The 24,682-nt window shown below is 50.1% G+C and carries 24 protein-coding genes; 7 read left to right on the forward strand and 17 right to left on the reverse strand.

From position 1 onward, the window contains the following. Positions 1-74: 74 nt before the first annotated feature. Complete coding sequence (locus tag H6624_07840; GenBank protein MCB9084242.1) at positions 75-947, reverse strand: hypothetical protein; 873 nt, start codon at positions 945-947, stop codon at positions 75-77. 994 nt (positions 948-1,941) lie between these two features. Between H6624_07840 and rpmG the strand changes: the two genes are divergently transcribed. Then, the gene (rpmG, locus tag H6624_07845) at positions 1,942-2,124 is read left to right on the forward strand and encodes a 50S ribosomal protein L33 (protein MCB9084243.1); all 183 of its coding nucleotides are present in this window, start codon (positions 1,942-1,944) and stop codon (positions 2,122-2,124) included. A 278-nt stretch (positions 2,125-2,402) separates the two neighbouring features. Here rpmG and H6624_07850 read toward each other — a convergent pair whose 3' ends face one another. From H6624_07850 to H6624_07870, 5 genes are all read right to left on the reverse strand, one after another. Beyond that, on the reverse strand, positions 2,403-3,122 hold the full coding sequence (locus H6624_07850) for a response regulator transcription factor (protein ID MCB9084244.1): 720 nt from the start codon (positions 3,120-3,122) through the stop codon (positions 2,403-2,405). A gap of 206 nt (positions 3,123-3,328) precedes the next feature. Beyond that, complete coding sequence (locus tag H6624_07855; GenBank protein ID MCB9084245.1) at positions 3,329-3,595, reverse strand: hypothetical protein; 267 nt, start codon at positions 3,593-3,595, stop codon at positions 3,329-3,331. 381 nt (positions 3,596-3,976) lie between these two features. Beyond that, complete coding sequence (locus H6624_07860) at positions 3,977-5,194, reverse strand: alpha/beta fold hydrolase (protein ID MCB9084246.1); 1,218 nt, start codon at positions 5,192-5,194, stop codon at positions 3,977-3,979. A 105-nt stretch (positions 5,195-5,299) separates the two neighbouring features. Continuing rightward, positions 5,300-6,058, reverse strand: a complete 759-nt coding sequence (locus tag H6624_07865; protein ID MCB9084247.1) for an endonuclease/exonuclease/phosphatase family protein — start codon at positions 6,056-6,058, stop codon at positions 5,300-5,302. Then, entirely contained in the window at positions 6,059-7,216 is a 1,158-nt protein-coding gene (locus H6624_07870; GenBank protein MCB9084248.1) for a phosphatidylserine/phosphatidylglycerophosphate/cardiolipin synthase family protein, read from the reverse strand. A 367-nt stretch (positions 7,217-7,583) separates the two neighbouring features. Between H6624_07870 and H6624_07875 the strand changes: the two genes are divergently transcribed. After that, complete coding sequence (locus tag H6624_07875) at positions 7,584-8,591, forward strand: IS110 family transposase (protein ID MCB9084249.1); 1,008 nt, start codon at positions 7,584-7,586, stop codon at positions 8,589-8,591. A gap of 516 nt (positions 8,592-9,107) precedes the next feature. On the opposite strand, the gene H6624_07880 is transcribed toward H6624_07875, so the two are convergent. The 3 genes from H6624_07880 to H6624_07890 form a co-directional block, all read right to left on the reverse strand. Further along, a complete protein-coding gene (locus tag H6624_07880) occupies positions 9,108-9,578 on the reverse strand; it encodes a hypothetical protein (GenBank protein MCB9084250.1) in 471 nt (156 codons plus the stop codon). Beyond that, on the reverse strand, positions 9,575-10,969 hold the full coding sequence (locus H6624_07885) for a hypothetical protein (protein ID MCB9084251.1): 1,395 nt from the start codon (positions 10,967-10,969) through the stop codon (positions 9,575-9,577). Before H6624_07885 ends, H6624_07880 begins: the two co-directional genes overlap by 4 nt. Before the next feature lie 79 nt (positions 10,970-11,048). After that, positions 11,049-11,453, reverse strand: coding sequence for a hypothetical protein (locus H6624_07890; protein MCB9084252.1), 405 nt, complete (start codon positions 11,451-11,453; stop codon positions 11,049-11,051). Between the two features lie 225 nt (positions 11,454-11,678). Between H6624_07890 and H6624_07895 the strand changes: the two genes are divergently transcribed. Further along, on the forward strand, positions 11,679-12,059 hold the full coding sequence (locus tag H6624_07895; GenBank protein MCB9084253.1) for a hypothetical protein: 381 nt from the start codon (positions 11,679-11,681) through the stop codon (positions 12,057-12,059). Positions 12,060-12,173: 114 nt separating this feature from the next. On the opposite strand, the gene H6624_07900 is transcribed toward H6624_07895, so the two are convergent. After that, the gene (locus H6624_07900) at positions 12,174-12,926 is read right to left on the reverse strand and encodes a DUF481 domain-containing protein (GenBank protein MCB9084254.1); all 753 of its coding nucleotides are present in this window, start codon (positions 12,924-12,926) and stop codon (positions 12,174-12,176) included. Between the two features lie 133 nt (positions 12,927-13,059). On the opposite strand from H6624_07900, the gene H6624_07905 reads away from it, so the two are divergent. Together H6624_07905 and H6624_07910 are read left to right on the forward strand one after the other, a co-directional pair. Beyond that, positions 13,060-13,458: a DUF393 domain-containing protein gene (locus H6624_07905; GenBank protein MCB9084255.1), complete on the forward strand. Its 399-nt coding sequence runs from the start codon at positions 13,060-13,062 to the stop codon at positions 13,456-13,458. Between the two features lie 101 nt (positions 13,459-13,559). After that, the gene (locus H6624_07910; protein MCB9084256.1) at positions 13,560-14,522 is read left to right on the forward strand and encodes a thioesterase; all 963 of its coding nucleotides are present in this window, start codon (positions 13,560-13,562) and stop codon (positions 14,520-14,522) included. Here the strand turns inward: H6624_07910 and H6624_07915 are convergent. Beyond that, a complete protein-coding gene (locus H6624_07915; protein MCB9084257.1) occupies positions 14,486-15,448 on the reverse strand; it encodes a DMT family transporter in 963 nt (320 codons plus the stop codon). The genes H6624_07910 and H6624_07915 overlap by 37 nt on opposite strands. A gap of 57 nt (positions 15,449-15,505) precedes the next feature. Between H6624_07915 and greB the strand changes: the two genes are divergently transcribed. Together greB and H6624_07925 are read left to right on the forward strand one after the other, a co-directional pair. Beyond that, complete coding sequence (gene greB, locus H6624_07920) at positions 15,506-15,982, forward strand: transcription elongation factor GreB (GenBank protein ID MCB9084258.1); 477 nt, start codon at positions 15,506-15,508, stop codon at positions 15,980-15,982. A 410-nt stretch (positions 15,983-16,392) separates the two neighbouring features. Next, positions 16,393-17,577, forward strand: a complete 1,185-nt coding sequence (locus H6624_07925; GenBank protein ID MCB9084259.1) for a hypothetical protein — start codon at positions 16,393-16,395, stop codon at positions 17,575-17,577. 81 nt (positions 17,578-17,658) lie between these two features. Here the strand turns inward: H6624_07925 and H6624_07930 are convergent, their stop codons facing one another. From H6624_07930 to H6624_07955, 6 genes are all read right to left on the reverse strand, one after another. After that, entirely contained in the window at positions 17,659-18,063 is a 405-nt protein-coding gene (locus H6624_07930; protein MCB9084260.1) for a hypothetical protein, read from the reverse strand. A 135-nt stretch (positions 18,064-18,198) separates the two neighbouring features. After that, positions 18,199-18,654: a hypothetical protein gene (locus tag H6624_07935; protein ID MCB9084261.1), complete on the reverse strand. Its 456-nt coding sequence runs from the start codon at positions 18,652-18,654 to the stop codon at positions 18,199-18,201. 205 nt (positions 18,655-18,859) lie between these two features. Beyond that, positions 18,860-19,966, reverse strand: coding sequence for a hypothetical protein (locus H6624_07940; protein MCB9084262.1), 1,107 nt, complete (start codon positions 19,964-19,966; stop codon positions 18,860-18,862). 12 nt (positions 19,967-19,978) lie between these two features. Beyond that, the gene (locus H6624_07945; GenBank protein ID MCB9084263.1) at positions 19,979-21,859 is read right to left on the reverse strand and encodes a hypothetical protein; all 1,881 of its coding nucleotides are present in this window, start codon (positions 21,857-21,859) and stop codon (positions 19,979-19,981) included. Positions 21,860-21,935: 76 nt separating this feature from the next. Then, positions 21,936-23,615, reverse strand: coding sequence for a hypothetical protein (locus H6624_07950; GenBank protein MCB9084264.1), 1,680 nt, complete (start codon positions 23,613-23,615; stop codon positions 21,936-21,938). Positions 23,616-24,030: 415 nt separating this feature from the next. Next, positions 24,031-24,600, reverse strand: coding sequence for a hypothetical protein (locus H6624_07955; GenBank protein MCB9084265.1), 570 nt, complete (start codon positions 24,598-24,600; stop codon positions 24,031-24,033). Positions 24,601-24,682: the final 82 nt, after the last annotated feature.

Here is a 24,682-nt window from a genome sequence, read left to right on the forward strand (position 1 = left end):
CAGTGTGGCTTTTTTTGTAATCCGGGCAGGCATCAGAACCTGCCCGGCAAGGTCACTTACCGACCGTTACTGAATTACTTCAGCAACTTCTGGTAGTGCATGTCAGAGTAAAGAGCTGCATAAAGCATGTTAGCAGGCAAGTAGATCAGGACTTCAGAAGCCTTAAGAGGCTGACCGTTAGCCAAGTGCTTGCTAGCAGCAGCAGAAGTAGCGATTACTGTGAAACCAACATCAGCTACGCCCAAGAAGATAGCTTTAACAGCTTTTCCAGACCACTTAGCAGCTTCGCTGATCAAGTCAGTAGAAGCAGTGATGATGATGCTGGCAACTTCAGAAGCAGCGTTAAAGATCTTACCAGTGCTGTCTACGACGAACTTAACAACTTGGCCAGAAGCGTCGATTACAGTACCGATTACTTTTCCAGAAGCGTCAAGGATCTCACCAGCAGCGTTCAAGAAGAACTTACCGATCTTCTTAGAACCAGCATAAGACCACTTAGCAGATCCAACGATTTGGTTAGATCCCCAAGTCAGAACTTTACCAGTAGAATCAACTACGATCTGAAGAGCTTTTCCAGAAGCATCCAAAGAAGCTTTGAAAACCTTTCCAGAAGCAGTGATTACAGTGCTAGCAAGCTCGCTAGAAGCTTTGAAAGATCCCTGAGCGAGATCAGAAGCGGTAGTAAGAACCATGGTAGACATTTTACCACTGGTAGCTACACCTTTAACTACGAGTTCGCTAGTGGCTTTGCCAGCAGCATAAGAGAACTCGAAAGCTCCTTCTACTACTTCGCCAGAGAACTCAGATCCTGCTTTCAGGACCGTTACGGACATATTAGAAGCGGCGCCGACCATGCCTACAGAAGCTTCAGAAGCTTTCTGAGACAAAGCAAATGCCGGAGAAGTCGTCATCGCAGCAGCGATGAGAGTAACAATGATCTTCCTCATGTTATTGCTCCATGTTTGTTTAGTTAGTTGTTGTTTGAAAAGACACTCTTACCTTTTTGTTTTGGTGGCAGGTAATCCAACAAACATGCCAGAGTGCAAACCTATAAATGCTGCATGCTTAGTGAACTTTCTTCATGCTTTACCGCCTTGGACCAAAAGCAGGCTAAGTATTCTCAGACTGTGTGAAATTCAATTTCTCGGAACACCTCTTCCCACTCCAAAAACCACGATTGTAAAAATTAGCCGGGGGGAGCCTCTTTCGCCGCCATCCGGTAAAAAGTGAAGGGTGGTCTGAACTTCTTGCTAAAGTCCCTTAAATAGCCACCAAAAATCAGTAGTTTAGGGGCGCCGGGAAGGTTGCTACAGTGACAAAATAGGGACGAACTTTCAGACACCCCCCTCAGTCTCACCTGAGCCCCCTCTCTCTTCCATTTGAGGACCCATCCAAGTGTGGCCAGAGCAAAGTCATGGTCAAATGGCCATTTGCCTTGGCCAATGCTCTTCGATCCCCCGAAATGCCCGGGGGGTCCTCGCTATGCTGGACTGTTAGGGGCTGGTTGATCCCAGCCCTCTGATGGACTCACATGGGTCGACGGCGCCTGGAACCCAAAGAGATGTCATATTGGTGGCCTCCCCTGAAATCCCGACTCCACCGCCATTCTTCCGGCTGAAAAACTCCGCAGCTGAGAGAAATCGGCCCAACGGAATTCTGACGCAACCCGAGGATCACGGCGGCCCTGGCAGCCCGCTGTGGGGATCTGGGCGGGGCCGCCAACACCCCGAAGCCCTGACAGTGGGTTCTATGTGTGGCTCAGCGGTCAAAAGGGCTTGATTGACCTTATATATGGTCCGAGTTAGCCCCACCCATGGAGTTGCCGGCCCTCGATCCTCCCTCTGGAGACTCCTCCGACTTTCTGGTATGGGTGTAGAGGCATTTTTTTCTGGCCTAAGCCCACTAGACGCGTTATAAGTACCGGCTTCGGAGGTTGCTCAAATGGCAAAGAAAAAGGGAAAAGTCCGCATTATCACGCTTGAATGCACTGAGGCTCGCAAGGCCGGTGTGCCTCCGTCGCGCTACACAACGAAGAAGAATACACAGACTCATCCTGAGCGGTTGGAAAAGAAGAAGTACAACCCCAACATGCGCAAACACACAGTTCATAAAGAGATCAAGTAAGAGTACCGAGACAATCTATCTCGCAAAAACGTAGCCTCTGTCCCGTCGACAGGGGCTTTGTGCATTTGGGGGCCTTTGGACTGGTACGCCCATTGCTCATAGAATGTATCAGTACGCCGATGTTGACGGAAGTCCCGAGTCGGCGTCGCCAAAACAACACCAGCCTCATCTATTAGGTTTGGAGTTTGCTGGTCTGCAGACTTCGCCTGGCAAGTGGCCTGGGTCGGTTCCGATCCGGGCCATTGCTTTATGGATGCGAGGATATGTCGCTGGCTTGATCAGGATGCCTTTTTGGTCTGAAAGCCATCGAGGCTAAACTTGTAACCCACACCATGGACAGACTTTATACACTTTTTAAATTCACCCAATTTCCGGCGGAGAGCGGCAATGTAGGTATCGACACTACGATCCAGAACATTGGTGGTTTGCCCCCAGACCGCATCAAGGATTTGATCGCGAGAGAGAATGTGGTCTTTGTGGGAAGCCAGGTAGTAGAGGAGTTTAAACTCCAAAGGAGTGAATTCAAGAGTTTGCGGTACCCCGTCCTTCTCCACATCAAGTCTTTGCATTTCCAAATTGAAAGTAAATGGTCCCTGAACCAGAACCTTCTCCCCTTCGACTACTTCTCGGCTCCATCGTAACTTGGAGTCGACACGAGCCCTCAACTCTGAAGGATCACAGGGCTTCACAATGTAATCATCAGCACCCAACGTGAATCCTAGTACCTTACTTGAAACCTCACTCTTTGCCGTCAAGAAGACCACAGGTGTCCGACGGTGCATTTCCATCTTGCGAATCCGGGCGCAAAGATCAAATCCATCCCCATCGCCCAACATGATATCGAGGATAAAGAGGTCGAAACTATCTTCCCCCAGCTGGGCCACTCCTTCTTGAAAGTTATTGGCCACCACTAAGTCGCAGTGCCCTTGAAGTGCCTTCTTGATGACCAGCCGATGGGCTTCTTCATCTTCAACCAATAGTACTTTTGGTAAAGACATTTGGATTCTCCCCGATTCTAGAATTCCTCAGTTCAAGTGCTCATCGGCAAAAGAACCCCTGGATTTTATTTACTTTTGGCAAATTCCAGACCAGGGAAAGAAATTTACCAAATCCTGCTTAGTAGCTAATCACTTTGAGTCAGGCATCATTTCATCTTGAGACAAAAAGATGCCTAGACTCAAAGGATTAGTGATGCAATCAGCCATTAGAAACCGCCTCCTGGGAAGGGATACCGACCCTTCAGGTTTTCCAATTCTTCGGGTCGCTCACCAGGGCCATGGTGGCGAACCACACGAGCGTAGAATAACAAATTCCACACTTCGTTAGTCCGTTCGACCAACCAAGATCTCAAATGGTGAGCTGATCGCACCAGTCCCCGCAGCTTTTTTGCAAGCTGTTTTTCTGCCTCTGAAAGGGCAGAAGGCTGGGGAACCAACAGCACTTCTTTAGGCTTTTGGTGTAAAGCAGCCATGACTTTCCCTCCTGTTAAATTGCCGAAGCAATGTTGAAACAATCTTAAAAGCCTCTGATTAACCCTGATAACCAGACGGCAAAGTGCTGGACGATAATCCGATAAAGGAGATCATCCATCACAATGATGAATCATATTTTAATTAAGCAAACTACAAAGAATCGTCGCTCAAAACCGTGGCGACAACATCCCATCGAGATCAGGAACGAGACGAGAAAGTGTCTCAACGGGGGTGACTTTAGCTGTGAACAACTTGTTTTGACGATTGTACTGAATCATTGGTTTCCCCCTTTCATTGGAATAAATCCATGATGAAGGAGGAATAAGACAAATGCAAGTCTGATGATCTTGAAAGTTTCTGAAACACATTCATCAATCTTACTAATACTCGATTGATACTGAAAGCCCATGATCGTCGAGAAACCGGTCAATGAAATCAGTCATTTTTTGATAGCGGGCATGATCAATAAAGGAAAACTCATCGCCCTCTTGTTGAAAGCGAATAAACCCTGTGTGATCCACGGCCTCGGGCGAGGCAAATACATAGGTCTCAAAATCAGAGCGGGCCTCTTGCGCTTGGGACGACAGATAGTTAATGGCAAATTGAGTGTCAATAGTGTCGTCCGCTTCGCTGAAAATCCCCAACATGGGAGGGCGAGATCCAGAACCCTTCGGGTCCCAGTGGGAGAAGCGAACCAGGTGATTCACCAATCGCTGGACCTGCTCCACACCATTGATGGCTTTTTTGAGGTACTTGAAAGACCAGTCGTCCCCCTCCGGTGGAAATGAGTAATCAGACACCTGTTTGTAAATCCACATTCCACTGGGACCAAGGGTTCGCACACGCCAATCCAAAACCCGCAATACAGGAGCAAAGAGTACCAAGCCATCAAATTTCAGACGAGGCGGAACAATCAGTCCATCCGGCTGCGGGAACGGGAGAGCCACCATCATCGGGTCACCCAGTAGAGCCATCTCTATAGGAATCTGGGTATAGGAGGCTGATTCCAAAAGCAGCGAAGCCCCAGTCGAAAATCCGACTCCAACGACTTTATCGCCTAAGCCCTTGGCGATGCGAAAACCGGCATCAACATCTTTTTGCCACGCCTTGAGGGTCACCACACCTGAATCAGCCAAGGCATCGGATTCTAACCCATGACCAGTGAGCAAAACCACCACCACATTTACTCCCTGGGAATACAGATGCTGAGCTATATGTTCCATGAAGTAGGGGGAATCGGAGAAGCCATGGACCAAAAGGGCCGAAACCCGAGTGGCTCCTCCATGATGAAGAAGAAGGGGGCTGTTCCCAGACTGATGAGCCCGGTCTAACAATCGCTGCCTGTCTGGACTCTGATTCAGCCCTGGATATCTCTTCTTCGCATAGGCTCGTGCTTCGACTTGTTTCCTCTGGCTGTAGGCTTGAAATTCCAACAAGCTCCTCGCAAATGAGGATACAGCCTGGGTCGCCTTTGGCTTCGTGGCATACCCTTGAGCGGCCTGCAAACCGCCAAGAGATACCATGAGAATCACGAGCAAATGGCGGAGAACTCCAGTTTTTTCGCAAATGCTGACCAAAAAGGGCACCAAAGACCTCATCAGGAAACAACAACCTATTGAATTCATTAGGGGTGAATCACTTGTGATCGGAGCAACTGCAAGGGGAAGACCAGCCCAGGGATTCGCCTTTACGCCATCTGCCCACTAGGGGTTGAGGGCAAACTCCACGAGAAGCGGGGCATGATCCGACATTTGACTCCACGGCCGACCCGACAACACCTGAGAGAGTGTCGGGGTCAAGTCTCGATAATAAACCCGATCCAAACACAAGAGTGGCATGAGGCTTGGAAACGTCCGAGCATAGCGGCCATGCAGACTGTGATGAGCCTCTTTGACTTTCAGGTCACCGCCAATCTGACCTGAGACCGCCTGAGACCAGTCGTTAAAATCCCCCGCAATGATAATGGGACCACTTTCCACCTCCGCAGCCAATTTTCCCACCAGTCTCTCCAGCTGCCAACGCCGGCCCCGGGCCAACAGATTCAAATGAAGACATATCAGGTCGAGTTCTCCGCACTCTGGATGAAGTACAGTTGAATGAAGGAGCCCTCTCCGCTCAAAAGGGTTGGTCGATATATCGATATTGCTCCACTTTTTAACCGGAAACCGACTCAAAATGGCGTTGCCATGGTTGGTGGTTTGATAAATGGCATTTTTGCCATAGGCATAATGATCCCACACCGAATCAGCCAAGAACTCCAGCTGGCTGGCAAACTCCCCATTCACCACCCCATTTTGATTCAACACCGAGGATTCACCACGAATCTCCTGGAGGAAAACTAGATCGGCATTAACTTCGCGGATCGCCCGCTTGATTTCCTCCAAAACCTGCCGTCGACTATAAAAACAAAAGCCCTTGTGCATATTGTAGGTCAGAAGTCTCAGTCTCTTGTCGTTACCCACCTAAATCCACCTCTTGAAAAGCAAGACAAATCTGGCACCAAGTCTTTCCATAAAGGGTCGCCGATCCAATTCATCCAAGGCAATGTGTTTGGAGCCCCGGCAGTTGCCCTCAAACCATTCAACCAATTTTTCCAGATTTTCATTCTTGCTTAAGACCGCGTCGGCCTCCAGATCGTGGTAAATGCTGCGCGCGTTCAGATTGCTTGATCCCAGCTTACCCCACTGATCGACAATCACGGCTTTAGCATGGAGAAAGCCCCGCTGAAAAACAAAGAGCTTTACACCAAAAGGGATTAGAGGCCCAAGCAGGAGTTCATTCACCCAGCGAGTAAACACCACATCTGTCTTTTCAGGATAACAAAGGCGCACATCCACCCCCCTGCGGGCAGCTCCAATAAAAGCACGAATCAAAAGTGGACCAGGAACCCAATAGGGATTGGCCACCCATATCCGGTCGGTGGCACGCTCAAAGCGTTTGATCAGGTCCCTCATTCTTTGGCGACGAAGAGTCAGAGTGGAATTCAGATGAATCCACGGACTCAGTACCCGGCAACGCTTCCCTCTGCGCATGAACTCCCGCAGGGTTTTCTTGCCAAAATAAAAGCCTCGCTGCCAGTTCTCCTCAAAGGCCTCTTCCAACAAGTCTACCCCTTCACCTTCAACTCGCACCCCCGTATCACACCATTCAAGACTGGACTCACTCACATTTATGCCACCAACGAAGGCGACTTTGCTATCAATGAGGAATACTTTTTTATGGTTACGCCGGTTAGCTGAGAGAAAAAACCTCAAAGTACGCCAAAAACGGGGGAACAAAAACCACCAAAAGCGACTGAATGGCCTAGGTACTGGATGGTAAACTCGGGTTTCGATTCCGTGAGCAGGAAGGGTTTCCAGTTGTTTGTTGACCCAATTGGGAGTGCCAATTCCATCTACAAGAATACGTACCCGGACGCCACGCTCAACAGCTTGCTCTAAAACGTGGAGGAGTTCGTTTCCAGCTCGGTCATCCTCAAAGATATAGACTTCAATATCGATGGATTGGGTGGCTCGCCGGCATTCCTCCAACATTCGAGAGAAGTATACCCGACTCGTCAGGAAAAGCTCCTCCGACTTCCATGCCACTTCAAATTTGACTTCTTGGGCCCCATTCTCCATCGGCCCATTCTACTTGACCCACTCCGCCCCAGCAACTCCCCGCCCCCACTCTATCCAACTATCCGATATCGGATATCTGATATCGGATATCTGATATCCGAGCCACAAGGCCTCGGGAGCCTCATGGACCGAACTCCCATCCAGAGTTCCAATCACGACCTCATCCCTCCCACAGAGGGTGGCTCTCCATGAGGCGGGTCGATGTGTTCCCAGTGAGTGAAAATCGAGTTCGGCTTGGTGCTGCGCTCTGAGAGAGAGCGCTGCTGCCGGACGCAATAAATGGATCCAGCCTGGAATACCCTTAAAAGCATAAATCGGGTATTTTTTGGCTCCAAACAGCCGTTATGCAAAACCAGGAGGATCCACAATGACAACTACAACGATCGCACTTGATATTGCAAAGGAGAAAATCCACGTTTATGGCGTAGATAGCCAAAATCGCGTCATAATAGACAAAGTTTTTAATCGAAAGAAACTCCTCTCTTTTTTGGCTAACCATCAGCCGGTGAAAATATTTATGGAGTCTTGTGCCGGTTCAAATTGGCTTTGCCAGCGCCTCAATCAAATGGGACATCATGCGTCTCGTATTTCAGCTCAGCACGTAAAGCCTTATGCGAGCCACCAGAAGAATGACCGTAATGATGCTCGCGCTATTTTGGAGGCTAGCCGAAGGCCAGGTGCTCTTTTTGTAGGAGTAAAATCCCCGTGGCAACAAGAGTTACAATGTCTACACAAAATGCGAGATCGAAGACTCAGGGACTACAAAGCTCTCAATAGCCAAATCCGGGGATTCCTGTTTGAATTTGGCATTTTAGTCCCTACGAGTTCGGCTAAATTCTTTAAAGTTATTCCCAAGGTCCTAGAAGAAGCCGAGTCATCACTCAGTGGGATAATAAGAGATGAGATTTATGAACTCTTCGTTGAGTGCCGTAACCATTACCTAAAGGCTGAAGAGCTCGAAAAAAAGATCCGGGATTACTGTAGTGAAAGCCATTTCTACCGCAAGGCTATCGAAGAAATATCAGGCGTGGGACCTCTGGTGGCCTCAAGATTTTTGTCGACAATAAGCAGCCCGAGTAATTTTAGGAATGGAAGACAGGTCTCTGCTCACCTAGGTCTAGTTCCACGACAATATTCGAGTGGAGGACGGACAAGGCTTGGAGGCATAACGAAAAATGGAGACATTGGCTTAAGAACTATGCTGATCCAGGGAGCGCGAGCCAGACTCGCTAGCTTAGTGAAAAAGCAATATCCCACTCAGGAACAAAGTAAGCTTTTAATGTGGGTAGAGAAAAAGGGGTTCAATGTCGCGGCAGTGGCCCTAGCTAACCGAAATGCCAGGCAAATGTGGGCGATTATGAATAAATGTGCATAGAAAAACAAAATCCGTGTCAACAGAAGGAAGATAAAAAGAGTCGGACTCTTCCCGATAAGGACCTAACGAACATGCAGGCCTAACCAGGGTCAGGGACGCAATGAGGAGATCGGGAGCAACATCAATTATCTGGGCTAGGAATTACCTTCCATAAGAGCCGAATAGACATAAGTTGCCTTCACTTCTTATCAATCTTCGGTTGACACAACAGGCTGGATCCATAGACATGTTCGAAGATTTTTACTCAGCTGGGATAAGCATCGGGAGCCTCATGGACCAAACTCCCAACGACGCAGACGACCCCTTTTCACTAGCCAAACCCCAGATTGGTCAAAAGGTCCATTGGCCCGGCAAAAGGGCATAGATGCGAGACGAGAGGGTTCGAGCGAGGGAGGCAGCCAGTTGAGTGACCGAAGGGAGTAGGCTCAACTGGCCGGGTCGAAGACCCGTAGAAATACGTTGGAACGAGCGAGAACCTGATCAACGAAGCAGATGAGCCCTTTTCACTGGCCAAACTTAAGGGAGTTTTTTCCAGATGTAGATGAACGGCTTCCCCCCCAAACTCAAATACAAGTAGAACTCGTCTCCTCGCACTTCAGCTCGGGTCATGGTTTGGCGACCCTCTTTCATATCAGGGTCGGCACCACAGCCTAAGGCATTATCGGGGTTGACCCAAGTGACTTGGTCAATAAGTTGGCACTGATTGAAGATGTAGTTCCCGTAGCGCTCGCAAAAACCTCGTTCACCGGTTCTGTCCCAGTAAAGCCGATTACGCCCACCTTCCATAAACTCAAAAATGAGATTGAGGTTTGGATTGCTGGGAGGGAACTCCTGACCATCGTAAATGTACTTGTGCCACTTCCACTGACCGAGAATGGCATCTCCGTGACAAATGGGTGTGATTGTGTTGTTTGCAGGCGCATCGCTACCCAGTGCTACGCCGGAGGCGAACACCACTAAAAGACTCACAATGAATTTCTTCATCATAACCAGCCCCTTTTATTTAGCACACCCTGTAGGATCCCGACTTGTGACTCATCCAAACCGACTTCTTCAACAGAAGACAACAAGGATGGAGCAAAATCCTTCATACCTGAACCGGGACCCATGTGAGCCAAACTCGTCAATGCAAGTTTGCCTGCCAACTGAATCCCTAAAGCCTTTCTAAGATCCCACATGGTGCCACTGACAACCGTGGAATCATGGTAAAGGCCACCATTAAAATCTCTAAATGCCTGAAGATCATTCTCCAAAGTTCGCCGAAAGGGCGCCTTTAAATAGGAGTACTCAGCCATTTTCGGATTATCCAAGAACAAAGCTGCAATAAAATCCGAGTATCCTTCGTTCATCGAACCGCCCTCTTTCTCATGGGGAAGTCCAGCAACTGCATCCACCACACCGTGGGCAGCTTCATGGATAACAATCGAAGGGTCTCGGGGAATATTACGGTAAACCACATTGTCCCCGTCTCCGAGCCGAATATTTCCTTTATAATAAAAAGCGGCATTAGAAGGTCTCAGACCACCCACATGAACTTTAACATTTAATTTAAAGGGAAGAACAAATCCAAAGTCCTTACTGAGCCACTTAAGAGCCGACTCGACAAAATAGTAAGCTTGAACTTCGTCGAAAGGCTGTTCGGCTGGCGTAAAACGAAACTCGTGGCTAGGGCTGTAGGCCCTGCTATTGGTGTCGGACTCCACCTTAACCGTTTCGCTATTTAGGGTCCCATCGCCTACTAAGTTCATGAATTCAACTTCAGTGAGCTTGGTGCGATCAGGAAATCCCAAGAACACCATGCCACTTCCATTGGCCAAATGTTGAGCCAAGGACTTGCGCTCAAGAATATTTGCCGTTCCAGAAAGTTTGAGCCGAATGACGTCGGTCTCATCCGCATTGAAGTAGGTCACTTCCAAGTGTGGTTCATAACCAACCATCTTGCCATCGAGGACTACCTGCACCGGAAAAATCTTTTTTGCCGTTCTCAGCTCTGGGTATTTCTTCCAGGCAACCCCGAGAACAAACTGTTTGCGTTTCTCCAGCTGCTGAGCCTTTTTCACATCCTCAGCAATCGGATCTAACTGGGCCAATTGGGCACGGACAAATTGAGGAGCGCCTTTTTCATCCCGTACGACTTTGACCCAGGTATCGGCAACAGGAAATCCGCCGGCCATGCCACGCCAATGTTCCACCTGATGACCCATCACCTTGGTTTTCCGCAAGCTGTCTTTTCTTGGAGTGCTGATGATGGTGGCAATTTCGGCAGTGAGCGGCTGGTGCAGTTTGCTATCCCAGTGGACTTCGCGCAGACGATCCCCAGGACTACAGCCCAAAAAGGGCACGGCTAGTATTAACGCAAAAAAACCAAAGTATTTCATCTTCGGTCGCCCCTCGAAAGTTCAGTTGGTGAATCAAACAGGGGAGGCCAACCCTCAGCCTCCCCCGTAGAGAACCGGTTTATTCGATAGTGAGGGACTTCTCCATGAATGTTCCGTCACCGTTCATGAACCGGACTTTGTGCTCGCCTGTTCCCATTTTACCAAGAGTGACCTCTTGAGTAAATGGAACCAGGACCATGATGCACATACCTTGGCTCACACTTGCGACCGAACGAACCTCATGAATCTTTGTTGCCCAATCGTGCTTAACATCCGCTCTTTTCCAGCGATAGCAGCCATTGGGAAACAAGCCATTCACTACGACATAGGCCTCGGATTCTGCATCGAACCCGCCCGGAATAAAGGCATCATTGATGCCGATTGTTACTTCTACTTCTTTTGGCATTGGAGCTGCGTTTGGAGCGACAAAAGGAATCGCGAAAACGGCAAATCCAACGAGTGCAGAAAGAAATAATTTGTTCATGGTAACCCCCCTTAGATGATTGATGGTTCTAACAGGTTTCAATGAGCAATGCTCGTACCAATCTGAAACATGGACAATTTACAGCTGGAGAATTTAGCGGGAAGTAATGTCCCAATTCCAATGCCCGCAATGAGACCAAATGTTTAGTGCGCCGAGTTACAATCCCCGTTTGTCTTTCGCGAGGGAATTCACCTAATATGTGTCCCATTGTTTGGAGGATTCCCTATGGAATTTCGATACCTTCTATTTGTTTCAGTTATGACTGCACTGCTTTCACTACCTCTCCATGCTCAAACTGTTGATTTTGATGCGGAGCAAAAAGGTTTTTCCAACCTCCGTCAAGCCGGCGAGTTGGTCACTCTGGAAGTCACTCCAAAAGAAAAAGAGCTGCGCTTGAAGGTCGTTGGTAAGACCGGCGCAAAAGTGAAGGTCGATGATCTCTCCCTGCAAGCCACTTATGGCTTTGGTAAGGTGAAGAAGCGCATGACTCTCACCCGCCAAAACAACGAGTTCGTCATCAAGATGGATAAGGAAAAACCTCTCGACCTGCAGATCCGGGTCATGACCGACGACCAAGCCGAAGACTTCAACTTCAAACTGAAATAAGTTCCACAAAAGGTTCCAGGTCCTCAACTGATATGCATAGTGACAAAGTGAACTCCCCCAGGAGTTCACTTTGTCACTATGCATATCAGTTGAGGACCTGGAACCTTTTGCGCGCTACAGTTTGTAGATGAGTGACGAAGTATACGTCGTATCCGTCTTCTTCACTCCCTCCGGCGGCCGATTATCATGGGACAGTTCAGCTTCGACGGCAAAGGCAAGGGACTCGTTCCAGTCGGCTTTGAGCATGGCGCTGGCGAAAGCGTGGTGGTCACTCATCTCATCGAGTTTGGGTTGAAAGTAAATGGCGAGCACCCCCGTTAGACTGGCATCGGGCTGCGTTTTAAGGGACAAATAGAAATTGCCTCGGGCGGTATCTTCGGTGCCTTCAGGGAGGAGGCCTTTCTCGGTAAGTTCCTCATGAGAATAAAAGAGGCCGGCACCAATTGCCCACAGCGTAAGTTCCTGCTCCAACTCCCAGCGACCACCCACGCCTGCTAAGGCGCGGAGGCGAAGACGCTTAAACTCATCGGTTTGGGACTGAGTATAGAGTTCCCAAAAAACATCTTCTTGGATGGGGCGAACATGGCGGAGGTGGAGAAAACTCTTGTTGGTGTCCTTGATTTCAAAGCTTTCACCATAATTGTAGCTCAAAAGAACAAAGTTCTGATAATCACCGGTGTTCCAAACCGAGTTGTGGCCCAGACCGGCGCGGAATTTTTCGGTGTTGCCGGAGCTACCGCCCATTTCAAATTTGAACTGTCCAGTATAGCCAGTTTCTGATTTCTTTGGCCTCACCGCTTCAATATTGACAATAGCCCTCACGGGAAGTGGTAAACAAATAATCAGCAACACCAGCAATCGACGCATGAACAATCCTCCTTAGGGTGACCAACCTAACCAGTCGTGGGAGTCTTGCCAACCCCTGACGCTCCGGCAGACGGAGGAAAGTGAAAGTTGAAAGGCCTTGGCCTTCGGCCCGCAAATTCCCTATACTCATGCCATGGGCAATAAGGAAAAAATCCTTTTTTTCGATGGACACTGTCACCTGTGTAATGGCCTGGTTGACGAGCTCATAAAAAGAAACAAGCAAGGGCAATTGAAGTTTGCCCCACTTCAGGGGCAGACGGCCGAGCGCCTTCTCTCGCCTGAAGATCGGCAAGACCTGAAATCCCTGGTCTTCTGGGTGGATGGCCACATCTATCGTCGCTCCGGCGGGGCCATTCGCGCGATCACATCACTGGGCGGATTTTACCGAATTTTTTCGATTCTCTTGGTCATCCCTTGGTTTTTGCGAGATCCGCTTTACAAGGTGGTTGCCATTAATCGCTACAACTGGTTTGGTAGGCGAGAACAGTGTCGGTTACCGACCACTGATGAAAGGGAATATCTTTTGCCATGAGTGACAAGGCATCAATACATCTTCAATATCCCAAAATCCCTTCCCTCTCGCCTCCTGTTTGGGCGCGAGATGGCCATAGCCAAACTCTACTGGGGTATTTCTTGCCGAGTACTAACTGGGATCAGGCTGAAGAAGACGTGGTTCACGAGTTGCCAGACGGAGACAAGATTGTCAGTCATCTCCGTCCTGGCCAAACCGATCTCATGGTCTATTTGTTTCATGGCTTGGGAGGCTGCGGACAAAGTCCCTATATGCAGAGAATGGCGCAGATGATTCAACAAGAGGGCCATGGAGTCATGGTGACCAATCACCGTGGCAGCGGTCCTGGTGAGGGTTTGGCGAAGAAGCCTTATCACTCAGGAGTCGCTGAGGACCTTTCGACGGTTCTTTACTACGGTCGGCAGCGCTTTCCTCATTGTCGCCATCTGGCCATTGGCTTTTCTCTGAGCGCCAATGCCCTTCTTCTCCTGCTGTCAGGTGCCCAAGGCGGCGTGCTTCCCGACTACGCGATCGCCATCAATGCTCCCATCAACCTGGAACGAACGAGCCTTCTTTTACAGACGGGATTTAACCGGGTTTACGACCTTCATTTTGTGAGACTGATGAGACAGAGAATGGCTGAGAAAGTGAAACGAGGATTTATTCATCCTTATCAGTACAAGGTCACCTGGCTGAACACACTCAGGGAGTTTGACTCCATTTATTTAGCTCCCGAGGCGGGTTTTAGGAATCGGCTGCACTATTACGAAAGCTGCTCCACTCACGACAAGCTTTCCCATGTAGATGTGCCGACTGTCGTTCTCACAGCCGAAGATGACCCGTTCATTGATGTGCGTGACTATGTTAACGCCAACATGAGTCCTGCGATTCATCTTCATATTGAGCGCCACGGCGGACACATGGGCTATCTCCATCACTCCAACCTCGCCAATCAAGGACGAAGGTGGATGGACTTTGCCTTAGGTGAATATATTCGTGCCTTTTTTCTTCACCGCAATCGGGATGTGCTCAGGCAAGACAAAACAGATCACTCAAAAGGCACCTCGACCAGGCCTTTTTTGTAGGACCACGCATGGTGGTAGCTGAGCCAGGTCACGCTTCCCACCAACAACACGGCGCCAAGAATCTGCTGCAGGCTCAAGGGTGAATCGAGAAAGACCCAGTTGATCAGAACGGCTCCGACCGGAAAGGCCAATTCACAAAGAGTGGCGACAGAGGCCTGAGTCCCTTCCAAGCCCTTATAGTAAACGACCAAAGCCAAGTAGCCGGGTCCCCAGGCCATCAACAGAAAGTTCCACCAATCAGAGGGCGGCGTAGCAGCGAGGGTCGTCCATTCACCAAAGAAGGGAACCACTGGCACCAACAAAAGAAAGGCGAGAAAATAGCGGGCAGCCGTGATCTCCAAAAAACCAAAAGTAGCGATGAGATGCCTGCCGGCGACGGTGCAGCCACCCCAAAAGACGGCGGCTCCCACAGCCGCTAAAAGAGAAAGAAAATCATCTGAATGCCAACTCGGGCTCTGCCACTGATTGGGCCATGAAATCAGCACCGCTCCACTAAGGGCGGCAACCAAAACAAATCCAAATCCCTTTTGCCATTTCTCTTTAAGAATGACTCGCGCAAGTAGAACAGCAATAAGCGGCTGAAGTTTTTGAATGAGAATGGGGATGGTGTAATTCGAAGTGTGAGCAAAGGCATAGGTGAAGAGCACCATAGCCAAAATACTTCCGCCCAATGAAAGCACCACCAAAGCCAGCCAGTCTGACCAGTGAAACTGGGTCCACTTGCGCCAGGACTTGATGGTTAAGGGTAGAGCCACCGCCAAACAAATGAGATGACTCATAAACACGATCCACAGGGGCGAATAAGACTCGACTAATTGACTGCGAAACAAGGCATCGGTGGCCCACAACAAAGCTCCGCCAGCGACCCAAATGGGACCCCAGGGGTGAAGACCGTGGGCTGAATTGGAGGGATTTTGCCTTGCCATGAGATTTCCCAAATTCAGGCTGATCGGGCATGATGTCAAATGGTATCATGTGGGACTATGAACAGCACACCCAACTACATCACTCCTGAAGGCCTGGAAGCTCTTAAAGCCGAGTACAAAGAGCTTTTTCATGTGGAAAGACCCAAGCTGGTTGAGACCGTAGCCTGGGCGGCTGGCAATGGGGACAGAAGTGAAAATGGGGATTACATTTACGGCAAAAAGCGCCTGCGCGAGATTGACCGCCGGCTCCGCTTTCTCGGCCAACGCATTGATAAGGCGCAGATTGTGGACCCCAAAACTCTTCAATCCGACAAGGTGGTCTTTGGAGCGACCGTCACCCTGGCGGACGAGGATGGCGAAGAAAAGACCTACATGATTGTGGGTGAAGATGAAATTGACCTTAAAAGAGGGCGCATCTCCTGGAAGTCACCCGTGGCCCGGGCACTGCTCAATAAACAGGTGGGAGACGAAGTTCTGATTCGCAAACCTGCGGGCGACTCCTATGTGGAAATCCTCAGAATAGAGTTCTGCTGATCACGAAGGGCTTTTGAAGGTTTCTAATTAGCCCCCTTGATTGTTGGTCCACAAAACCTAGCGCTGCCTTTATCCGGGAATAGGTCCGATTGCTGAGCCATTCCCGGAAATCCGAATCCTCTGCCGTCGCGCGGGGCGTATCCGAAGCGCAGCAGCGAAGCTGATGCGTTCCGAAGACGCGCCCGCGGCCGAAAGGCGCGTGAGGATTTGCGGAGAATGGTCGGCAAAGGACCGTTTTCACTGATAACGGATTTTGTGGACCAACAATCAAGTGGGCAGTTTTTGAAGGTTTCGCCCTAAATCGCCCATTCATGGAAAAAACTACCCACCCCACACTTGCTAACTTATTGAAATGAACCACGAAATATTGGCACGCAGTCTGAATAGTGAAGCCCAAACGGGAGGATTTCGTGAAATTCAGTACAACCAAGGGTTTCCTGGGAATATCGCTGTTAGCATCGCTTCTGTCATTCAGCATTGGCCTTCAAGGCTGCTCCGGTAAGAGCAAAAAGAAGAGTCAAGGAACCATTCAGACTCTGTTTGTCCAAGGAGACCCCATGGAGATGGTGGCTGGAGCCACTTTTGATGGCCGAGTGCCCTTTAAGGCCGAGGACATCCCCCAATTGGGCGAATACTCCGTCGTGGCCCTTTTGCAAATCACCGAAAAATCCGAAATCGTATCCTCCGAAGGGCGAGATCTAGAAAAAGAAAACGCCCCCACCGAAAGTGAAGAGGGAGCCAAAAAGGCACTCCCCGCTAAGTTTGTTCAGCTGGGACCACGGAAGTGGTCCATCGACATTAAGCACATGGCCTTTGATTTTGATGCGGCTGAGGACGGCGAGCTCACGCTCAAAAGCCTGCGGGTCGAGAATGAGAGTGTTCCTGTTGACGGCCTTCATTACAGTGTGGCTGATGGCGGGCAAATGTTCAGCCTATTAGCCAAGGTCGAAACCGACGATTTGGGCCGTATCCTTCTCGCCCTGACCTTTAACCGCAAGGGTCCGAAGGCTCCCCAAAACAAAGGGAACACCAAATTCAACTACGTCTGGGGACCGGGAGTGCTCATTCCCTGGGACAACCGCAAGACGGTTGAAATCCACCTCTGTGGTGAACAAACTCAAAGCTACGCCGATATGATCCGCGAGGGAATTCAAGACTGGAATCACGTATTGGGCTCTCGCCTGCGCGTTCAAGTCAAAACGGCTACCGAGTACCCACCCTTTTCAGACCTTAACTTTTCCTGTCTGCAAGTGGTGGACAATTACCTGATGGAATATGATCAAAGAGTCACTAATCCTGGGCTCACCTACAGCCTGCCTAACCAGGCTACCGGCTATATTCAGGACTCGGATATTTTTCTGATGAAGCGGGAGTTTGATAAGTACCGCCACCCAGAGGGATCGGCTGCCTTGAGGCAAGAGTTCTTGCGCATTGTTCGTCATGAGTTTGGCCACTTCCTAGGACTTGACCATCAATTTGATGGCACTCAAAGTATCATGTCCTATGACAGCAAAAACCACCTGATTTACAACTACGATCGGGCCGCCATTATGGAGCTCTATCCTCTGCTGCCAATGTTCCGGGCCAGCCAATAAAAAAGGCCCGAACTCTGGATTCGGGCCAATTCAGGTTTCCAACAAAAATTGCGGGGAGAACCCCACCATAGTCTCTAAGGCTTAGCTGATCTCGCCGCCGTCATCATCGCCGTTATCATCGTCGTCGTCATCATCGTCGCCATCTGTATCGCAGTGGCCAACATAGTCGCGGTCATCATCCACCCCGTGGCAACCCACGTGGGCCTTTAAAGCAGGGTAGCCAATGCAGATGGTGTGACGATTAGCTGGATTTCCGGGTGGGATATGACAAATGCGGACCTTTTTGCCCTTGTCGTCGCAGATATTCTCTTCCACCACGCGATCAATGATTTCCTGTTCCTCCCCCGTTCGAGGAGTGTCCTCATCCACCACATCGCTGGCTTTAACATGGTTGGGATCAATGTCTGAAGAAAAGCGAGTCTCGCCGCATGAGACAATCCACCCTGATAGGAATATCAGGATTAAAAACGGAATAAAACGGATCATGATGTGCCCCCTAGCCCTACCGAATCGTGCCCATAGATCTATAGAGCAAGCATTAGACCGACTCTGAACCTTCTAATTTGGACTAGAACGTCGAACTCTTTGACAGTGTCCATTCTCTTAGGGGAAGGAGTGCTTCTAGGGAACAGCAGGGGGTTTGGCCAATCGACAATGGCCCTCGCCATCGTGGTCATCATCGTCGCCCTCATGATCATCATCATCGTCGCCCTGGACCGGCTGGCCACATTTACCCACATAATCTCTTTCACCCTCGTGGCCGTGACGACCAATGTGAGCGCCAAGAGCACGAATACTCACACAGACAGTATGATAATTCTCTGGGTTGCCGGGTGGGAAGTGGCAAATGTCGACCTTTTTGCCCTCGTCGTCTTCGCCACACTTATTCTCCTCCACCGTCTCCTCAATGTGCTGTTGTTCTTCGGGAGTGAACTCATTTTGCTCGTCGACGATGTCGACAACAAAAACCTGAGCAGGCGAATCCTTCTCTCCCGCCTTGGAAAATGAGGCGTCGTCACAGGAAATCAATGTCCATGAAATGAGAAAAAGAAGTAGTGTGCTTGTTCGCGCAAACATAGTAGTCGTTCCCCCGAGCATCTCGAAGACCCTAAAGCCACACACCTGCATCACTATGAAGCAACGATCGGACCAGTTTAAAACGCCTCATTTTGGATCTGAACGTCCAAGCTCTTGACGGCGTCAAAAAGATAGGGGGGAACTGGCCCCCAAAGCCCGTCTATATCGTTAGCAATTGGGCTTTGAGGACATTAGGTCTAACGGGTTACTGCTTGCCGCGAAGGTGAGGGGTGTTAAACCTCACATTTAAGCGGCACATACCCACCAGGCCGGTGGTGTTTTTGCCCAGGCGTTCAAAAAAGGTCTCGGCCTTAACCCGGGTGGCAACCGAGCCCTCAATGATCATTTCCTTAAGTTCGGCAATCATTCTTAAAGTCGTCGTCGAAATGGATGAGGCCTTGAACATGGCAATCACAGCCCAGACCGTGAAATAGAAGACGGAGGAGACGAAAAGAGAGTTCTCACTACGACCATCGATCAGGCCAATGGCATCCACATGGGGAGCCATAAGACCCCAAATCGCAAAGCCCAAATAAGTCAGAGCCGTGATCCTCTGGGCCGTGTACCGACCCTGGCGCAACTGTCCGGCGGTGTTGACCACTTTGTTGACCCAGAATCTCTCAGCCTTGTGGCGGAGTTCTGAATCTTTGATGTTAGCAATACCTTCAGTGGACAGACGCTGAAGTTCTTCGATTATCGACTGAGAAAGCTTGTCGCGTCGAACCCGACTTCGAGGACCCCAGGCCCGCTCACCGGCCATAGTTTCCCCATCCAACGTGGTCGGATGAAAGGTAAACCACGACTTCACGTCGAGCACAAACTCCCTGAGCACCATCTTTGCAATTCCAAGATCTTTGACTTGGGATTCCATGTCCCTGTCATTGACGACATCCTCGCCCTGAGAGCGCAGAACCTTAAAAACGACATTGCCGAGAGCCGGAAACAGATCTCGCAGGTACTCATTGCGTTGAGTTTCGGACAACTTGTCGCTCAAAAGAATGTCGTTGGCCAGGTCGATGGCACCCGCAAACTTGGCGTACACATCCTGGAAGACCGCCTTCGAGATCCCAGTGGAGACATTCGAGCCCTGGGCAATCCCGCCGACCTGAATCTCTGCCCGAGCCAAATCATTGATGAGTTTATCGAAAGCATCTAAATCGTAAATGACCCGACTGACTCGCTCAGGAGTCACCGCGTCGGCTTCAGCTGCTGAAACCTGTTTGCCGGCGTCACCGGGAGAGCTGGCGGCCAAAGCACTCACTGGGCTCAAAGCCAAAGTCAGCGATAAAATGTAGTTTAACCAGGTTTTCATTTCCAGTTCTCCTTAGAAAATCACAAAGTTTTCTTGCCAGTCCTTGAACTTCTTAAACCAGCTACGGTTATCCACCTTTTTATCGGTGGTAAATGGAATGGCAATGGCCTCACTGTAAGCATCGGTGCTTGCCTCTTCTCCTTCACAGACGGCCTTGCCGCCCTTACATCCGGACTCATAGAACGGAAGTCCGCGAGAGACCGTTTGCACCAAAAGCATGTACTCAGTATCCGGAGTCAGCTCGACTCCAAAGTGCTTGTAAAGGCCGCCAAAGATCACCTCAAAAGGTCCGCCAGGACGATAGAGTCGATCAAGGCCGTCACGGCCTTCAAGGGACACGTTGATGGTGTCGCCAATGATTTCACCGACGTTCGAATTAAAGATATTCGGGATTGTCACACGAACTTCGCGACCCCACTTGTCTTTGCGAATGAGGCGCATCTTAAAAACGGACTCCTGCCAATAACCTCCCGAGGCCGATGCACCCTTCACCGGGCTGCCATTGTCCAAGTAGGCCTCACCAGGTCCGTCAGCTTTACGATGAGCAAAGTCTCGTGAATGCTCGGCCGCTTGCAGTTGCACCTCACGGGAGTTGTCCACCAAGTGCAGCTTCTCAGGTCGGGATTTCCCCGGCTGAAAGCTCAAGGGTTTTGCTGCCAACACCAATGAATTGGGAGCCTGTTGAAAATTGCGTCCGAGAGTGTGAATGCCAATGGTGATCGAGGGATTAAAGCCCACCTCACATTTGGGAGATGAAGGCTCAATAGAGACCTGATAGTCGTTCCAAGACTTGTCACGCTTAGGGATAGCGTTGCGAATCTGAACCGCCGGGCTCAGGCTTCTTCCCTCGGTGCGATTTCCAGAAATCAAAATTTCTTCCTGCTCCCCTGGGAGCAAATCCCACTTGTTGGGAAGAATATCCAAATAACTCCTCACATCGGGTTGGTTCGGGTCCTTATAGCCGGGCACCCAATCTGGGTCTTTCTCAAAGGAGGCCTTGTATGTGATCTGCTGAGTGCGGCAGCGGCGAGATACCGTGCGGGTCTCAAACCATGTTCCCCACTTGGGCCTCTGCTTGACGCAAGGATAGCTGCGGGGAGAAATGGATTTCCAGCAAGTCTTGTTCACCCGACGCGTGCCCGTGGTCTTCCAGGTACAACTGGCAGGTCGGCGATCTTCAACATTGAGAGCATCAAGGAGAAACTGGGGAATTTCGTCATTTCGGGAATCATCCCAGGATTTGCGATTAAGGCGCTCGCCTGAACCACTATCACCGCCGCGAAAGACACCGCCTCCGCCACCAGGTGAACTGAACCCACCGCCCTTGCTTCCACCGAAGGAGGGAGTTGTATCAACAGGATCAGGAATACACTCTCTGATGTCTTCGTCATAGGAACAGTCGTAGGATTCCTCGCGATCCACATAACAAGTGGTATTAAAGGGCTCCATCCCAAAACGGGAGTCGTAATCGCCTACCAGTTCCTCGAAATTCCAGGACTCGGTGACCGGTAGGTCAAGGGTGCCCGTCCACTCGTAGGACTGTTGACGAATCTTCTGCATGCGCACCTGGGCGTCGGCCAGGCCACTGCGGGACATGACATCCCACTCGTCTGCAATATCCTCTGGGATCTCCAAAGGAAGACGCAGATTTCTTTGCGTCTGGGTTTGCCCGCAGGTCACACCCAAGGGTTGAGCCTTGTAGGACTGACCAAGGGGCAAATCCACACCGCACGAGCCCATGACCGACTCGCGAACCACCGGCTGCTGAATGGGCAGCGGTGCTCGGTGGGGTTTGTCATAATACTCTCCGCCGGTCTCGCGGATTTCCGCTTGGGAAATGCCCGTCACCAATGCTGTGGTCAGGCCGAGCAATACTAACCAGAAATTTCTCATTTCCGTTCTCCTTAAGATGACGGCCCCAAAACATGGACCCGTCATTTACGATTCACGACGATAGACCTATGTGGCCTTACTTGAACATATCCAGGACTTCTTGCGCTTCTTCAGCTCCACCGGTCGCAGCTTGGCCGATGCGGATCTGGGCATCCACCAGCTGTTGGGCAAAGGTGGCCTCTTGGCGTTTGCCTTTTTCAACGGTTTCGATCTGAGTGAGAAGCTTAAAGAAGACCTCAGGCCCTGAGGCGCCATTGGTGATCTGAGGAGGCTTGGCGGCCTTACCTTTACACACTTGTTTGACCGCCACTTCAGGAAGATAAGTATCAAATGAACAAACGCGGGTGTTGTAGGCCGCTTTAAGCCCATCGGTCGAACGGTACTTGGCCGTGTGGTAATTGGCCATTCCAGCGCTGTCGTTCACATAGAGGAACATTTCCTCCATAGAGTCGGACAAGATCAGGCGCATCATCATTAAAAGAGCTTCGGCCGCTGCATCTTGACCGGTAATTGTATTGATCAAGGCATTCGCCCGAACCATCACGCCCGTGTTCTGCGATGCATACTCTTTAAGTTTGCCCGTGTTAACGTCAAATTTCACAGGATCTGACAAAATCTCCTCTCCCGACTTAAATGTAGGAGTGAGTTTCTTGTCATAGAGCTCAACAAAGTTTCGCGCATTTTCAAAGGCGCGAGCCACATCAGCCTGGGTCATGGCCACTTCCCGACGAAGGGACTTTAGAGCCTGAAGCATGGGCTGATAAGTGAGGTCTTCCAAGTTAGCTAGCTTTTTATCGTAGTCGACAGTCTGAATGGCACCAAGACGCACACCATATTTACGGCGCAGGTAGGAGCGCATAAAAAAGGCCTGGCTGATCTGAGCAAAGGCCGCTTCGCGGGCTGTACTGTCATTGTCACTCCGCCAACGCAGCCATTCACCGGTTCCGTAGTCCTGAATGAAGTTCAGAATCTGGGTCACGGCGATGCTAGCCATGTCGTTGGCATACTGCTTGGTCTTCTTGCTCCAGGTGAGCTTTAATGAAACCAAATCAATCTTTTCCTGCATTTCAGCTTCAGTCAAAATACGAATTCCACTCAAGTTGGGCGTCAAGGCACTTTGGGTGATGGCAACGGCCTGGCCCAGGCGAGACTGCATGTTGGGGAACTGGGTGTTATTCATGGCAGTCAGAATTCCTACCCGCTGAGCATCCACCTTGCCCATCAGGGGAGCAAAGTTGATGTTACCCACAGTGCTCACTGAAACCTTAAGGTTACCGATTTCCAAAGGATTGTAAGAAGGCAAGCTCTCCCGCGAAATGGACGCCAAGGTCAAGATGTCATTTTCCAGAATCTGACTGGCTTCGTTGATTTCGTTCACCAACTTCAAATAATCCTCAAGCGGAATATAGGATTGAACCTGAGATTTTTGGCTGAGCTCCGTAAATTGCTTTTGCAATCGAGCCAGGTTCTGCAGCTGGGAGTTCAGGCGGTCAACAACAGCTTTCAAGTATTCCCGGTCAATATTTTGAATGTCCGTCGCCTGCTTAATCAAGTCGCCGGCGATGCGGGAGTTATCCTGGGTCACTGCATTGATGTCATATTGTCCAGCGTTCCCAACAAAAGTTCCACCACCACCGAGGCCGGCGAGAGGGGTCACGTTGGCCACTGGTAAGCCCGATGCCGCAGTCTCGGCATAAACTGGAAATGACTGCGCCAAAGCCAGGCTGGCGATTAAAAGGGTACGTGCCGTTATCATAATATGTACTCCGTTATGAGTTCAGGGTTTCGACAAATCACTTGAGGCAAAGTCACTGACTTCACCACATATATAGTCACTTTTAGTTCTTCGGGGATGGTGTTAGCACAGGTCATGCCATGTAATTTATTCGTCAGAACCAATTGATGAGGTCATGACACCAACAAAACTGTCTATATTAATGTCTCCAGGTTCCCAAAAGCGGCACTGGAGTTCCCACATTGTTAGATAAGAGAAACGAAATAAAACTAAGAACTTAGAATGTTCGAGGGGAAAAATGGCAAACCCCCGGATTCGCCTGTCTGAAAAGCGAATCCGAGGGCCTGACAACGGGTTATTGGGGCATTAGGAGGCTATGGTGACTTTTGAAAAACTATTCTTTTCGACACTAAACTTGTAAGCAACAACTTCAAAATCAATCGACTCTTTCGACACCGTGGACAACCGTCTCAATCAGACTGGCCCATCGGTTTTTCATTCGCTCGCGGGTCGTCATTGCGTCGCGAATGTACTGGTCTCCATCCATGGTCTCAGGCAACTCCATGCGCACGCCAAGATCCGCCGCATGCTCAAGACCGTCAGTGGTCTCAATTGGACCAATGGTGCCCTTTGTATCCAAGGCAGCCAACGGGGCCGATACGGGTGGGAATTTCAAGCCATCGCCCTTGGCGATGTTCTGATTCCCTTCCTGGTCGCCCAGTCTGATGGACCGGCGGTGAAGTTCGAGTAGGCAGCGCTGGATCTCTTGATCCCAGGTTGCGGTCCAGTCCCTGATCAGGTCATCTCTTTCCCTCTTTGTAACGTCCCCATTCTCATAAGCAGTCTGTAAATCGACGACGTCAAAGGCCAGAGACTGATAAAGGGGCTCGCCACAATACGGATCTAGCTGGGAGGCGGCGAAATTGGTAATGGGGGCAGCGAGTACTGTCAGTGACATAAGGGCACTAGACAGCAATCCTATAATCCCAATCATTCCCGAATTCATTCCATCTCCCGTTGTCCTAATCTGAGACAGCTTGTAACCCAACAAAAGTCGGTTCTCATCTCTTCAATTTTTAGAATTTCTA

Source organism: Pseudobdellovibrionaceae bacterium, assembly GCA_020635075.1.
Taxonomy (GTDB): Bacteria; Bdellovibrionota; Bdellovibrionia; order Bdellovibrionales; family UBA1609; genus JADZEO01.

Bases quoted from the DNA above. Each gene is read 5' to 3' on its own strand.
- H6624_07850 (MCB9084244.1), bottom strand. From the start codon at position 3,122: ATGTCTTTACCAAAAGTACTATTGGTTGAAGATGAAGAAGCCCATCGG.
- H6624_07890 (MCB9084252.1), bottom strand. From the start codon at position 11,453: ATGAACAAATTATTTCTTTCTGCACTCGTTGGATTTGCCGTTTTCGCG.
- H6624_07880 (MCB9084250.1), bottom strand. From the start codon at position 9,578: ATGATGAAGAAATTCATTGTGAGTCTTTTAGTGGTGTTCGCCTCCGGC.
- H6624_07900 (MCB9084254.1), bottom strand. From the start codon at position 12,926: ATGCGTCGATTGCTGGTGTTGCTGATTATTTGTTTACCACTTCCCGTG.
- rpmG (MCB9084243.1), top strand. From the start codon at position 1,942: ATGGCAAAGAAAAAGGGAAAAGTCCGCATTATCACGCTTGAATGCACT.
- H6624_07870 (MCB9084248.1), bottom strand. From the start codon at position 7,216: ATGGAGAATGGGGCCCAAGAAGTCAAATTTGAAGTGGCATGGAAGTCG.
- H6624_07895 (MCB9084253.1), top strand. From the start codon at position 11,679: ATGGAATTTCGATACCTTCTATTTGTTTCAGTTATGACTGCACTGCTT.
- H6624_07885 (MCB9084251.1), bottom strand. From the start codon at position 10,969: ATGAAATACTTTGGTTTTTTTGCGTTAATACTAGCCGTGCCCTTTTTG.
- H6624_07860 (MCB9084246.1), bottom strand. From the start codon at position 5,194: ATGAGGTCTTTGGTGCCCTTTTTGGTCAGCATTTGCGAAAAAACTGGA.
- H6624_07955 (MCB9084265.1), bottom strand. From the start codon at position 24,600: ATGAATTCGGGAATGATTGGGATTATAGGATTGCTGTCTAGTGCCCTT.
- H6624_07935 (MCB9084261.1), bottom strand. From the start codon at position 18,654: ATGTTTGCGCGAACAAGCACACTACTTCTTTTTCTCATTTCATGGACA.
- H6624_07905 (MCB9084255.1), top strand. From the start codon at position 13,060: ATGGGCAATAAGGAAAAAATCCTTTTTTTCGATGGACACTGTCACCTG.
- H6624_07840 (MCB9084242.1), bottom strand. From the start codon at position 947: ATGAGGAAGATCATTGTTACTCTCATCGCTGCTGCGATGACGACTTCT.
- H6624_07875 (MCB9084249.1), top strand. From the start codon at position 7,584: ATGACAACTACAACGATCGCACTTGATATTGCAAAGGAGAAAATCCAC.
- H6624_07930 (MCB9084260.1), bottom strand. From the start codon at position 18,063: ATGATCCGTTTTATTCCGTTTTTAATCCTGATATTCCTATCAGGGTGG.
- H6624_07855 (MCB9084245.1), bottom strand. From the start codon at position 3,595: ATGGCTGCTTTACACCAAAAGCCTAAAGAAGTGCTGTTGGTTCCCCAG.
- H6624_07915 (MCB9084257.1), bottom strand. From the start codon at position 15,448: ATGGCAAGGCAAAATCCCTCCAATTCAGCCCACGGTCTTCACCCCTGG.
- H6624_07945 (MCB9084263.1), bottom strand. From the start codon at position 21,859: ATGAGAAATTTCTGGTTAGTATTGCTCGGCCTGACCACAGCATTGGTG.
- H6624_07950 (MCB9084264.1), bottom strand. From the start codon at position 23,615: ATGATAACGGCACGTACCCTTTTAATCGCCAGCCTGGCTTTGGCGCAG.
- greB (MCB9084258.1), top strand. From the start codon at position 15,506: ATGAACAGCACACCCAACTACATCACTCCTGAAGGCCTGGAAGCTCTT.
- H6624_07940 (MCB9084262.1), bottom strand. From the start codon at position 19,966: ATGAAAACCTGGTTAAACTACATTTTATCGCTGACTTTGGCTTTGAGC.